Source organism: Stenotrophomonas sp. Y6, assembly GCF_022436665.1.
Classification (GTDB): Bacteria; Pseudomonadota; Gammaproteobacteria; order Xanthomonadales; family Xanthomonadaceae; genus Stenotrophomonas; species Stenotrophomonas acidaminiphila_A.
In genome coordinates this window covers 35,307-46,809 of the sequence record NZ_JAKUKB010000010.1, presented here as the reverse complement: position 1 = coordinate 46,809, position 11,503 = coordinate 35,307, and the positions used below count along the sequence as shown (strand labels likewise).

Here is an 11,503-nt window from a genome sequence, read left to right as displayed (position 1 = left end):
GCAGGAATAACGCCTGAACAGCTGCATTTGTGATGCGCAGCCGGTCAGGATTGGTATAAGCTTGGAGGTTCCTGCGGTGTCATGCACCGCTGAATCAGGGGCGTCGGAACAGCGCCGCCCCGGCCCCACTAATGAGCTCTTGGCGCATGACGGAACAACTGGTTTTCCACCACAGGTATGACGGCGAGAAAGAGACGGGTCTGAGCTGGCCCCGCATCGCCGGTATCGCCTTTGTAATCGCACTCCATCTGGCAGCCCTGATGATGCTCCTGATTCCCGCCGTGGCCCCGAAGGCCGCCAAGGAAAAGGAACGCAACGTCATGGTGACGCTGGTCGACGCCCCGCCGCCGCCACCGCCGCCGCCGCCGCCGCCGCCGCCGCAGGACACGCCGCCGCCGCCGGTCAAGAACCTGGCGCCGCCGAAGCCCTCGCCGCTGCCGCCGCCGCCGGAAGCGCCGGTGGTGGACGTGCCGGAACCGCGCCCGAACGACGTGGTGACGCCGCCGTCGCCGCCGTCGCCGCCGGCGCAGGTCACCGACATCCAGGCCAGCGTGGACATCTCGTCCAAGAACATGAACCCGCCGCGTTACCCGCCGGCCGCCTTCCGCGCCGGTATCCAGGGCGAGGTCATCCTCATCATTGATGTCGACGCCAGCGGCAACGTCACCAATGTGTCCGTCGAGAAGTCCAGCCGTAACCGTGATCTCGACCGCGCCGCCATGGATGCGGCACGCAAGTGGAAGTTCAATCCTTCCGTCATCAATGGACAAAAGGCGGCTGGTCGCGTCCGCGTCCCGGTCAACTTTGCGCTGAGCTGATCCCCCGGCGGCCAGCGGCCGCCCGCAGGGAACCGTTCGACTTTAGCTACACCCTTTAACACCACACACAACAAAGGTAAGCGTCATGCTGCAGGAAATCTTCATCGCCGCTGCTGCCGGGGGCAACGCAAACAACGCGCTCTCGCAGATGGGCTTCGAGCATCTGATTCACGAAATGACCTCCAAGCCGGGTGACTTCGCGGTTTCCTGGGTCGTGCTGCTGACCCTGGTCGCGATGTCGGCGATGTCGTGGTACTGGACCGTCATCAACATCTTCCGTTCCACCCGCCTGAAGTCGGCTTCCGACCGCGTGCCGGGCATGTTCTGGGACGCCGCCAATGCCCAGGACGCGATCCGCGCCATGGAAGAGCAGCCGGCTTCGGAGCCGTTCTCGAAGATCGCGCTGGACGCCGCCCAGGCCGCTGCGCACCACCAGCAGGCCGGCGCCGCCGAGACCCTGAGCCGTTCGGAGTTCGTCGACCGCGCCCTGCGCCAGGCCGTCACCCGCGAATCCAACAAGCTGCAGGGCGGCATGATCCTGCTGGCCACCGTCGGCGCGACCGCTCCGTTCGTGGGCCTGCTGGGTACCGTGTGGGGCATCTACGGCGCGCTGATCAAGATCGGTGCCACCGGTTCGGCCTCGATCGACGCCGTTGCCGGCCCGGTGGGTGAAGCGCTGATCATGACCGCGATCGGTCTGTTCGTCGCGATCCCGGCCGTGTTCGCCTTCAACTTCTTCAGCAAGATCAACAGCGCCACCGTCAGCAAGTTCGACACCTTCGCGCACGATCTGCACGACTTCTTCGCCACCGGCTCGCGCGTTCGCTGAGCCGGCAGCAGAGCAGTCCTCGCAACGATATAGACGGAGCCCGTTATGGCTTTCAGTAGTGGTAACAGCGGCGGCCCCATGGCCGACATCAACGTCACGCCCCTCGTGGACGTGATGCTGGTGCTGCTGATCATCTTCATCATCACGGCTCCCCTGATGTCCCACAAGGTCAAGGTCGAGCTGCCCGAGGCCAACCTGAACATCAATCCGGACGACGCTGAGAAGCGTTCGGGTCCGATCACGGTGGCGGTCAAGGAAGACGGTTCGCTCTACTGGAACGATGAGCCGGTGTCGAAGGAGACCCTGGAATCGCGTTTCGCCACTGCTGCCCAGCAGACGCCGCAGCCGCCGCTCAACCTGCGTGGTGACAAGACCACCAAGATGAGCGTGATCAATGAAGTGACCAAGATCGCGCAGAGCCAGGGCATGCTGGACGTCGGTTTCGTTGCCACCAAAGAAAAGGGGCAATAAGCGATGGCTTTCAGTAGTGGTGGAAACAGGGGCCCCATGGCCGACATCAACGTCACGCCCCTCGTGGACGTGATGCTGGTGCTGCTGATCATCTTCATCGTGACCGCGCCGATCATGACGTACCCGATCGCCGTGGACCTGCCGCAGCGGGTCATCAACCCGCCGCCGCAGCTGCGCGAGCCGCCGCCGCCGATCGATCTGCGCGTGGATGCGAGCAATCAGGTTTACTGGAACAACAGCCCGGTGAACGTGAACGAGCTGCAGCAGAAGATGGAAGAAGAAGTACAGAAGGATCCGACCAACCAGCCGGAACTTCGCATTGATGCCAATCCGGATTCCGAGTACGAGGTCATGGCCAAGATCCTGGCCCAGGCCAAGAACGCTCAGATGAAGAAGATCGGTTTCGTGCAGTAACGCAATACCAAGTCATGACGCGACTGGAAAACGCCCCCGCTAGCCGGGGGCGTTTTTTTGCCTGGAAGTTTGTTCCCTTGCCTACGGGTGATGCCCCAGGCCGCTGGCGGCCGTGATCGACCCCGGAGCTTTGGGTCAGGAGCTGATAAGGTCCGCAGACACGGAAGCCCAAAGGGAACCTGGGATGCTGAAGGGGAAGAAGCTGATATGGGTTGTGGTGGCGCTGGCCGTGGCTGTGATTGGCCTGGCAATGGGTGCCTTGATGGTGACCGCACCGATCATGACCTATCCAATCTCGGTGGATCTGCCGCAACGGGTGATCAATCCGTCACAGCAGCAGAGCGAGCTGCGGCCAATCGACCTGCGCGTGGATGCCCGGAACCAGATCTACTGGAAGGAAAGTCCGGTTGACGTCAATGAGCTCCAGCAAAGGATGGAGGACGAGGTCCGGAAGGATCCGACCCATATGCTGGAACTTCGCATCGATGCCGATCCGGACTCTGATTACGAGGTCATGGCCAAGATCCTGGCCCAGGCCAAGAACGCTCAGATCAAGAAGATAGGTTTCGTGCGGTAGCGCAATACCGAATCATGACGCGGTTTTAAAAGCGCCCCGCTCTCTTTTCTTCCGCCGCACTTGGCGTGCCCTGTCGGCGGCGATGTGCGGCGGAGCGAAGCGGGACACCGGCCCATGCGCGAGGGGGCCGTGCCGGGTGACAGGAAGAGACCCGGAATGCAGGGTTCCGAGACGGGCTGCGATAGCTCTTACCCTTCTTTCCGGTCATCGTCCGGCTGCATCTATCCCCTATGGCGTAGGGCCGTTCGCCCGAAGCCGCTGCGCTCTACCCCGCTACCCACCGATAGCGCTGGGCGGCGCGATCAGGGACGCTGCGCGATGACGCGCAGGTAGCCTTTCACCGTCGCATCCAGCCCGTCGTACAGGGCTTCGCCGATCAGCGCGTGGCCGATGGAAACTTCCAGCACCTGCGGTACGTGCGCGAGGAAGCGGCCCAGGTTGGATTGCGACAGGTCATGGCCCGCGTTGACCCCCAGCCCGGCAGCCTGGGCACGGCGCGCGGCATCGGCGAACAGTGCCAATGCGGCGTCCGGGGCGCCAGCGGCGAAGGCCTCGGCATAAGGACCGGTATAGAGCTCGATGCGGTCCGCGCCGAGTGCGGCGGCGGCGGCGATATCGGGGTTGCCGGCGTCGACGAACAGGCTGACCCGGCAACCGTAGCCCTTCAGGGCGGCGATCAGCGGGCGCAGGCGTTCGCCGTCGCGGGCGAAATCGAAGCCATGGTCCGATGTCAGCTGGCCATCGCTGTCCGGGACCAGGGTGGCCTGCGCCGGGCGGGTCTGCTCGCACAACGGCAGCAGCCCTGGATAGCCCGGGCGTGGTGGCGCGAAGGGATTGCCCTCGATGTTGAACTCGACGCCGCGCGCGCGGGTGAGCGTTGAAAGCACGTGCACGTCATCGGCGCGGATATGCCGCTGGTCCGGGCGCGGGTGCACGGTGATGCCGTGCGCGCCGGCGTCCAGGCAAGCGGTCGCCGCGCGCAGCACGTCCGGGTCGTTGCCACCGCGCGAATTGCGCAGCACGGCGATCTTGTTGACGTTGACGCTCAGGCGGGTCATGACGGCGGGTGTTCTTCGGGAGCAGGAGGGGAAGGCGGCGTCGCCGGCGGTACCGGGGGGCGCAGCTGGTTGCGCAGGGCCTGCAGCTCGGCCGGGTGCAGGGCGCGCGGCGCCTGCCGGCTGCTGCCGGCGAAACGGGCCACGTACAAGCCCCTTATCCACAACAGGAACAGGGCCAGCGCGGCCAGCAGCGACAGCAGCAGCAGCCCGGCATGCGTGGTCGTGAGGGAAACGGTGAAGGCGCCCAGCGCGAGCAGCAGGAACAGCCAGTACATGACGATCTCCCGGTGGAGGCGCACAGTGTAGCGGCCCGCCCGGTGCGGGTTCCACGCGTGCACACCGCCCTACAGCAGCGGCGAGGCGAGCCGGGCGAACGCCTCGGGCAGCCGCTGCCGCCACAGCGGGCGATGGCGGTCGGGCAGCACCGGCGTGGCGTGCTCGAACTCCTGCGCGAGGATGGCTTCCAGCTCCGCGGTCAGGCCGCGGTCGTGGTAAAGCATGGACAGTTCGAAGTTCAGGCGGAAGCTGCGGTGGTCGAAATTGGCGCTGCCGACGATGCAGGTGTCGTCGTCGGCGATGAACGCCTTGGTGTGCAGCATGCGCGGGCCGTACTCATAGATCCTGACCCCGGCCTGCAGCAGCTCGTCGTAGTACGAGCGGCCGGCCAGGGTGACGAACAGCGAATCGCTGCGCCGCGGCACCAGCAGGCGTGTGTCCAGGCCGCCGAGCGCGGCCGAGGTCAGCGCCATCCGCGCCGCCTCGCCGGGGACGAAGTAGGGCGTGACCAGCCATACCCGGCGCGACGCCTCGTGGATCGCTGCCACGTGCATGCGGTGGATCGCCTCCCAGGAAGAATCCGGGCCGGAGACCAGCACCTGTGCCTGCACCGCACCGTCCTCGCGCGCCGGGCCGGCCGACGGGAACAGGTCCTCGCGGTCGAAGTGCGCCATGCCCTGCCCGCTCGCGTAGATCCAGTCCTCCAGGAACACCAGCTGCAGGCTGCGCACCACGTGCCCGGTCAGGCGGGTGTGCAGGTCGCGGTACGCGTCCGGGTTGCGGCTGTCATCCTCGTCGTCGGTGATGTTGATGCCGCCGGTGAAGGCGACCGTGCCGTCGATCACCACCAGCTTGCGGTGGGTACGCAGGTTCAGCCACGGCCGCTTGAACGGCTTGAGCAGCTGCCGGGGGTGGAACCACTCCACTTCGGCGCCAGCATCCAGAAGCGGGCGCAGGAAGCTGCGCCTGACCCGCGACGACCCCACCGCGTCCAGCAGCAGGCGTACCTTCACCCCGGCCCGGGCGCGCTCCACCAGCGCGTCGCGCAGCGCGGTTCCGGCGTGGTCGGGCTCGAAAATGTAGTACTCCAGGTTCACGTGGCGCCGCGCCACGGCGACCGCCGCCAGGATCGCGGCGTATGTCGCGGCGCCGTCCACCAGCCAGTCCACGGCGGTGGCGGTGCTCGGCGGCAGCCCGGTGGTGGCCTGGCCGATGCGCGCCAGCTCGGTGCAATGCACGTCGGCCGGGCAGACCGTGTTGTACGCCTCCATGCCCTCGCGCGAGCGCCCGCGCCGCAACCGCTGGCGCACGATCTTCTGCGGGCCTATCAGGTAGAACACGAACAGGCCGATGTAGGGCAGCGCCGCCAGTGACAGGATCCAGCTGAGCGTGGCCACCGGCTCGCGCTTCTGCAGCACGATGTAACCGGCCAGCAGTACCAGGTAGACGACGTAGGCCGCCGCCAGGATCTGGGCCGCGTGCGGAATGGCGGACACGCTGGTCCAGAGGCTGTGCAAGGCTTCGCGCATGCGCCGATTCTAGCCATGGGCGGTGCAGGGCGCGCGATGGTTGCAGCGCCACGCCCTCCCGCATGAACGCCACGTCGCTGCATCTGCGACGCAGCCGCGCTAGCGTAAGCGGATGCCGACTCCGATCAAGGGCCGCGGTGCCACCTGCCACCTGCCCGGCCGTTTCGAAACCACCACCACCGATGCCGTGGACGACGGCTGGCTGGCCGACGCCACCGACGAGTTCGCCGCGCCGCGGCTGCGTACCGAGGTGCGCGCGGAAACCGCGCGCAGCATCATCAGCCGCAACAGCTCGCCGGACGTGGGTTTCGAGCAGTCGGTGAACCCCTACCGCGGCTGCGAGCATGGCTGCTCGTACTGCTTCGCGCGGCCCACCCACGCCTACCTGAACCTGTCGCCGGGGCTGGATTTCGAGACCAGGATCTTCGCCAAGACCAATGCCGCCGAGCTGTTGCGCAGGGAGCTGGGCAAACCCGGCTACGTGGTCAAGCCGATCGCGCTGGGCATCAACACCGACGCCTACCAGCCGATCGAGCGCCGGCTGGGCATCACCCGGCAGCTGATCGAGGTGATGCTCGAGACCCGCCACCCGTTCTCGCTGATCACCAAGAACGCGCTGGTGGAACGCGACATCGACCTGCTGGCGCCGCTGGCGGCGCAGCGCCTGGTCAGCGTGCATTTTTCGGTGACGTCGCTGGACCCGCACCTGTCGGCGAAGCTGGAACCGCGGGCCTCGGCACCGCATGCGCGGCTGCGGGCGATGCGCCGGCTGCACGAGGCGGGCATCCCGGTCGGGGTGATGGTGGCGCCGGTGATCCCGTGGATCAACGACGCCGAGCTGGAGGCGGTGCTGGAAGCGGCGCGCGATGCCGGCGCGCGCAGTGCCGGCTACGTGCTGCTGCGGCTGCCGCATGAAGTGGCGCCGTTGTTCCGCGACTGGCTGCAGGCACACCACCCGCAGCGCGCCGGACACGTGATGAGCACCCTCAACCAGTTGCGCGGCGGCAAGGACTACGACAGCCAGTTCGGCAAGCGCATGCGCGGCGAAGGCGTCTATGCGCAGCTGCTGTCGCGGCGCTTCGCGCTGGCCAGCAGGCGCCTGGGCTTCAATGCTTCGCGCGAGCAGTGGCCATGGCTGGACTGCAGCCGTTTCGTGGCGCCGACGCCGCCGAGGAAGGCTTCGCCACAGGGCGAGCTGTTCTGACCGGCCTTGGCGCCGACTTTCAGGGCCCGGTCGGCGCCCGGCGCGACGAATGCGAGGCGACCCTCTGCCAGCGGCCATCGCGCAACTCCCACACGCGCGTGACGCGCAAGCGCCCTTGCCACGGCTGGCCGTCGCTGACCGCGGCCTGCACGCTGGTGCCGGTGGCCACCGCGGTGTCGCCGTAACGGCGTATGCGCACGTCCTCGTTGTCGATGCGGGGGGTGCGGCGCGGGCGCGTGGCCAGCGCCTGCAGGTCGTCGGCCTTGTGCTGCATGCGGCCGTCGGAACGGGTGAGCAGCCGATCCTCGGCCAGCAGTGGTGCCAACGCCGCCGCCTCGCCCTGCTGGCGCAGGCGGTTCCAGGCATCGTCGGCCTGCGCCAATGAGGGGGGCTGTGCCCCGGCCCAGCCGGCAACCAGGCACAACCCCGGGGCGAGCCATGCGCGCATCGGCCTATCCTCCGGCGAAACCCCGAGGGTGGCGCGGACCCGGCTGCCGCGGTAGTGCCGGGTCACGCCCGGCAGCCGCCGCAGCGCGTGCCGGGCTGTGCGCAGGCGCGCGGATTCAGGCCTGCGCGTCGTGCTCGCGGTGGTAACGCGTGGCCTCGGCCACCTCGTTGCGCGAACCCAGGAACACCGGCACGCGCTGGTGCAGCTGTCCGGGCTGGATATCGAGGATGCGGCGGCGGCCATCGGTGGCGGCACCGCCGGCCTGCTCGACCAGCATCGCCATCGGGTTGGCCTCGTACATCAGCCGCAGCTTGCCCGGCTTGGACGGATCCTTGCGGTCCCACGGATAGATGAAGATGCCGCCGCGGGTAAGGATGCGGTGCACGTCGGCCACCATCGAGGCGATCCAGCGCATGTTGAAGTCCTTGCCGCGCACGCCTTCGCGGCCGGCCAGCAGGTCCGCGACATAACCCTGCATCGGCGCTTCCCAATGGCGCTGGTTGGACATGTTGATGGCGAATTCCTTCGTGTCGGCCGGCACCTGCATGCCGCGCTGGGTCAGCACGAACTCGCCGGTCTCGCGGTCCAGGGTGAAGGCATGGGTGCCGTGGCCGACGCTGAGCACCAGCATCGTGCTCGGCCCGTAGATGCAGTAGCCGGCCGCGACCTGCTGCACGCCCGGCTGCAGGAAGTGTTCGTCGCCGGGCTGTTCCACGCCGGCCGGCGCGCGCAGTACCGAGAAGATGGTGCCGACGGACACGTTCACGTCGATGTTGGAGCTGCCGTCCAGCGGATCGAACAGCAGCAGGAAGTCGCCCTGCGGGTACTCCGACGGCACCGGCTGGCTGTGGTCCATTTCCTCCGACGCGCAGGCGGCCAGGTGGCCCCCCCAGGCATTGGCCTCGAGCAGGATCTCGTTGGAGATCACGTCCAGCTTCTTCTGCGCCTCGCCCTGCACGTTGCCGGTGCCGGCATCGCCGAGCACGCCGCCCAGCGCGCCCTTGCTCACCGCGATCGAGATGCTGGTGCAGGCGCGGGCCACCACCGCCACCAGCTGGCGCAGGTCGGCGTTGATGCGCCGGGCATGCTGCTCTTCGATCAGGAAGCGGGTCAGCGACGTGCGGGACATGTTCGGGGGCTACCTTCAGACGAAAGGAGCGCTATTGTCGCGGGTTGTCCTGGCATTTACGAGGTCATGGCCCGGTCCTGTCCCGGGGCGGCGCGGAAACGGCCACGCGATGACGCCTGCGGCCACCGGCGCGCGCCATCGGCGCCGGCCGGTGCTGGCTTAACATGCGCGTTCCGGAGGGAGAGAAATGGACTGGGACCAGGCAACGCAGAGTCTGCCCGCGGCGCTCGGCATCGGCCTGTTGATCGGCGCGGTGCGCGAGCGCCAGCATGGCGATGCCACCACGCTGCAGGCCGGGGTGCGCACCCACGCCCTGCTGGCGTTGATGGGCGCGGTCGGCATCGCCTTCGGACCGGCGGTGTTCGTGGTGCTGCTGCTGGCGGCTGCGCTGCTGGCGTGGAGCAGCTACCGCATCACCGCCCGCGACGACCCCGGCCTCACCGGCGAGATCGCACTGCTGATCACCGTGCTGCTCGGCGCGCTGGCATTCGACGCCCCGGAACTGGCGGCGGCACTCGGGGTGGTGGTGGCGATCCTGCTGTGGGCCAAGGCGCCGCTGGCACGGCTGAGCCGCGACCTGATCAGCGACCAGGAGATGCGCGACGCGTTGCTGCTGGCGGCGTGCGCGCTGGTGGTGCTGCCGTTGCTGCCGGATGAGGCGATCGACCCCTGGGGGGTACTGGTGCCGTCCAAGCTCTGGCAGATCGTGGTGCTGGTGATGGGCGTGGGCATGCTCGGCCACCTCGCATTGCGCGCGGTCGGTGCGCGCTGGGGGCTGCCGGTGGCGGGCTTCTTCTCGGGCTTCGCCTCATCCACCGCGGCGGTGGCCGGCTTCGGCCGCGGCAGCAGGGCGGCGGCGGAACTGGTCGGCCCTTCGGCGGCGGCGGCGTTGTTGGCCAACCTGGCTTCGTTGCTGCTGTTCGCGGCGGTGATCGGCACCACGTCGCCGGCGCTGCTGCGCGCCAGCGCCTGGCCGTTGCTGGCCGCGGCGCTGGCGTTGCTGGCGCTCTCGCTGCTCGGGCTGCGCCACGTGAAGGAGGAAGCCGTGCCGCGCACCGCCACCGCCAAGGCGTTCCGCCTCGGGCACGCGCTGATGATCGCGCTGGTGATCGCCGCGGTGCTGCTGGTGTCCGAATGGCTGCGCCAGGTGTTCGGCCAGGCCGGGGCGCTGGTGGGCGCGACCATTGCCGCGCTCGGCGAACTGCACGCCGCGGCGGCCGGCATTGCCAGCCTGAACGCCGCCGGCGGCCTGCAGCTGGAACCGGCGCGCTGGGGCGTGGTGGCGCTGCTGGCGTCGGCCTCGCTGGCCAAGTCGGTGCTCGCGTTCGCCAGCGGCGGGCCGCGCTACGGTGCCGCGGTCGGCGCGGGGCTGGTGGCGATGGTGGCCGCGGCCGCGGCGGCCACCTGGCTGGTGCCGGCCTGAGACCACGCCGGCCGGCGCGGTCTCAGGCATGAAAAAGCCCGGCGTCCGCCGGGCTTTTCCGGGTGATGGCGCGGGCCGCGGATCAACCGCGGCTGACGTCGTAGACCGCCTTGGCCACGTAGTCCAGGTTCTTCTGGCTGAGCGCGGCCACGCAGATGCGGCCGGTGCCGACGGCATAGATGCCGAACTCGTCGCGCAGCCGGTCCACCTGTGCCTTGCTCAGGCCCGAGTAGGAGAACATGCCGGCCTGCTGCTGGATGAAGCCGAACTCCGGCGCGCCCAGCGCGGCCAGCTTCTGCACCATGCCGGCGCGCAGGGCGTGGATGCGCTCGCGCATCGCGGTCAGCTCGGCGCCCCACATGCCGCGCAGCTCGGCGCTGCCCAGCACCCCGGCCACCAGCGCGGCGCCGTGGGTGGACGGGCTGGAGTAGATGGTGCGGATGATGCGCTTGACCTGCGACTGCACGGCCCTGGTCGAGGTCGCGTCCGGGCCCACCACCGACAGCGCGCCGACGCGCTCACCGTACAGCGAGAACGACTTGGAGTACGAATTGGCGACGATGAAGCTGTCGATCCCGGCCTCGGCGATGATGCGCACCGCCTGGCCGTCCTGCTCGATGCCCTTGTCGAAGCCCTGGTAGGCCATGTCGATGAAGGGGAACAGCTGGCGCTCCTTGAGCAGCGCGGCGACCTGCTGCCACTGCGCGGTGTCCAGGTCGGCGCCGGTCGGGTTGTGGCAGCAGGCATGCAGCAGCACCACGGTGCCGGGCTGCAGCTTCTGCAGGTCGGCGATCATGCCGGCGAAATCCAGCCCGTGGCTGGCGTTGTCGAAGTAGGTGTAATCGACCACCTCGAAGCCGGCGGCGCCGAACACCGCGCGGTGGTTCTCCCAGCTCGGGTTGCTGATGGCCACGGTGGCGTGCGGCAGCAGCTTGTGCAGCAGGTCCGCGCCCACGCGCAGCGCGCCGCTGCCGCCGATGGTCTGCGCGGTGGCGACGCGGCCGCTGGCGATCAGCTCCGAACCCTCGCCGAACACCAGCTTCTGCGTGGCCTGGGTGTAGGCGGGCAGGCCGTCGATCGGCAGGTAGCCGCGCGGCTTGGCTTCGGCGGCCAGCTGCTGTTCGATCAGCTGCACGGCGCGCAGCAACGGGATGCGGCCGTCTTCGTCGTAATAGATGCCGACGCCAAGATTGACCTTGGTCGGGCGCGGATCGGCGTTGTAGGCCTCGGTCAGACCCAGGATCGGGTCGCCAGGAACCTGTTCCACGTTTGCAAAGAAGGACACGGCGGTACTCGTCACGGTGGCGGGAGGGGGAACTTCGGGACG

General features: G+C 68.4%; 13 protein-coding genes. 7 read left to right on the top strand and 6 right to left on the bottom strand.

Going from position 1 to position 11,503, the window contains the following annotated elements:
- The first annotated feature begins 260 nt into the window (after positions 1–260).
- The 5 genes from MKP15_RS13155 (at position 261) to MKP15_RS13135 (ending at position 3,109) form a co-directional block, all read left to right on the top strand.
- On the top strand, positions 261–818 hold the full coding sequence (locus MKP15_RS13155; RefSeq protein ID WP_233996400.1) for an energy transducer TonB: 558 nt from the start codon (positions 261–263) through the stop codon (positions 816–818).
- Positions 819–903: 85 nt separating this feature from the next.
- A complete protein-coding gene (gene exbB, locus MKP15_RS13150) occupies positions 904–1,647 on the top strand; it encodes a TonB-system energizer ExbB (RefSeq protein WP_054661248.1) in 744 nt (247 codons plus the stop codon).
- Between the two features lie 45 nt (positions 1,648–1,692).
- Complete coding sequence (locus MKP15_RS13145) at positions 1,693–2,118, top strand: biopolymer transporter ExbD (RefSeq protein ID WP_104937600.1); 426 nt, start codon at positions 1,693–1,695, stop codon at positions 2,116–2,118.
- A gap of 3 nt (positions 2,119–2,121) precedes the next feature.
- Positions 2,122–2,532: a biopolymer transporter ExbD gene (locus MKP15_RS13140; RefSeq protein WP_055768671.1), complete on the top strand. Its 411-nt coding sequence runs from the start codon at positions 2,122–2,124 to the stop codon at positions 2,530–2,532.
- A 250-nt stretch (positions 2,533–2,782) separates the two neighbouring features.
- A complete protein-coding gene (locus tag MKP15_RS13135) occupies positions 2,783–3,109 on the top strand; it encodes a biopolymer transporter ExbD (protein WP_240213107.1) in 327 nt (108 codons plus the stop codon).
- 302 nt (positions 3,110–3,411) lie between these two features.
- On the opposite strand, the gene MKP15_RS13130 is transcribed toward MKP15_RS13135, so the two are convergent.
- From MKP15_RS13130 to cls, 3 genes are all read right to left on the bottom strand, one after another.
- Positions 3,412–4,167, bottom strand: coding sequence for a pyridoxine 5'-phosphate synthase (locus MKP15_RS13130; RefSeq protein WP_240212997.1), 756 nt, complete (start codon positions 4,165–4,167; stop codon positions 3,412–3,414).
- Positions 4,164–4,442, bottom strand: a complete 279-nt coding sequence (locus MKP15_RS13125) for a hypothetical protein (RefSeq protein ID WP_233996262.1) — start codon at positions 4,440–4,442, stop codon at positions 4,164–4,166. The genes MKP15_RS13130 and MKP15_RS13125 overlap by 4 nt, the downstream gene beginning before the upstream one ends.
- 69 nt (positions 4,443–4,511) lie before the next feature.
- Entirely contained in the window at positions 4,512–5,972 is a 1,461-nt protein-coding gene (cls, locus tag MKP15_RS13120) for a cardiolipin synthase (RefSeq protein ID WP_104937603.1), read from the bottom strand.
- Between the two features lie 112 nt (positions 5,973–6,084).
- Between cls and MKP15_RS13115 the strand changes: the two genes are divergently transcribed.
- Positions 6,085–7,176, top strand: coding sequence for a PA0069 family radical SAM protein (locus tag MKP15_RS13115; protein ID WP_240212996.1), 1,092 nt, complete (start codon positions 6,085–6,087; stop codon positions 7,174–7,176).
- A 19-nt stretch (positions 7,177–7,195) separates the two neighbouring features.
- Here the strand turns inward: MKP15_RS13115 and MKP15_RS13110 are convergent, their stop codons facing one another.
- Both MKP15_RS13110 and MKP15_RS13105 read right to left on the bottom strand, forming a co-directional pair.
- Complete coding sequence (locus MKP15_RS13110) at positions 7,196–7,624, bottom strand: nuclear transport factor 2 family protein (protein ID WP_240212995.1); 429 nt, start codon at positions 7,622–7,624, stop codon at positions 7,196–7,198.
- A 115-nt stretch (positions 7,625–7,739) separates the two neighbouring features.
- Positions 7,740–8,753: a class 1 fructose-bisphosphatase gene (locus MKP15_RS13105; protein ID WP_104937606.1), complete on the bottom strand. Its 1,014-nt coding sequence runs from the start codon at positions 8,751–8,753 to the stop codon at positions 7,740–7,742.
- A 187-nt stretch (positions 8,754–8,940) separates the two neighbouring features.
- Here MKP15_RS13105 and MKP15_RS13100 point away from each other — a divergent pair, with 187 nt between their 5' ends.
- Positions 8,941–10,176 (top strand): DUF4010 domain-containing protein, encoded by a 1,236-nt coding sequence (locus MKP15_RS13100; protein WP_240212994.1) that lies wholly within the window; start codon positions 8,941–8,943, stop codon positions 10,174–10,176.
- Positions 10,177–10,258: 82 nt separating this feature from the next.
- Here the strand turns inward: MKP15_RS13100 and MKP15_RS13095 are convergent, their stop codons facing one another.
- Positions 10,259–11,461, bottom strand: coding sequence for an amino acid aminotransferase (locus tag MKP15_RS13095; protein WP_104937608.1), 1,203 nt, complete (start codon positions 11,459–11,461; stop codon positions 10,259–10,261).
- Positions 11,462–11,503 lie beyond the last annotated feature (42 nt).

Excerpts from the sequence above, each read along its gene's own strand:
- MKP15_RS13125 (WP_233996262.1), bottom strand. The coding sequence starts at position 4,442 with ATGTACTGGCTGTTCCTGCTGCTCGCGCTGGGCGCCTTCACCGTTTCC.
- MKP15_RS13110 (WP_240212995.1), bottom strand. The coding sequence starts at position 7,624 with ATGCGCGCATGGCTCGCCCCGGGGTTGTGCCTGGTTGCCGGCTGGGCC.
- cls (WP_104937603.1), bottom strand. The coding sequence starts at position 5,972 with ATGCGCGAAGCCTTGCACAGCCTCTGGACCAGCGTGTCCGCCATTCCG.
- MKP15_RS13145 (WP_104937600.1), top strand. The coding sequence starts at position 1,693 with ATGGCTTTCAGTAGTGGTAACAGCGGCGGCCCCATGGCCGACATCAAC.
- exbB (WP_054661248.1), top strand. The coding sequence starts at position 904 with ATGCTGCAGGAAATCTTCATCGCCGCTGCTGCCGGGGGCAACGCAAAC.
- MKP15_RS13140 (WP_055768671.1), top strand. The coding sequence starts at position 2,122 with ATGGCTTTCAGTAGTGGTGGAAACAGGGGCCCCATGGCCGACATCAAC.
- MKP15_RS13130 (WP_240212997.1), bottom strand. The coding sequence starts at position 4,167 with ATGACCCGCCTGAGCGTCAACGTCAACAAGATCGCCGTGCTGCGCAAT.
- MKP15_RS13115 (WP_240212996.1), top strand. The coding sequence starts at position 6,085 with ATGCCGACTCCGATCAAGGGCCGCGGTGCCACCTGCCACCTGCCCGGC.
- MKP15_RS13135 (WP_240213107.1), top strand. The coding sequence starts at position 2,783 with ATGGGTGCCTTGATGGTGACCGCACCGATCATGACCTATCCAATCTCG.
- MKP15_RS13155 (WP_233996400.1), top strand. The coding sequence starts at position 261 with ATGATGCTCCTGATTCCCGCCGTGGCCCCGAAGGCCGCCAAGGAAAAG.
- MKP15_RS13105 (WP_104937606.1), bottom strand. The coding sequence starts at position 8,753 with ATGTCCCGCACGTCGCTGACCCGCTTCCTGATCGAAGAGCAGCATGCC.
- MKP15_RS13100 (WP_240212994.1), top strand. The coding sequence starts at position 8,941 with ATGGACTGGGACCAGGCAACGCAGAGTCTGCCCGCGGCGCTCGGCATC.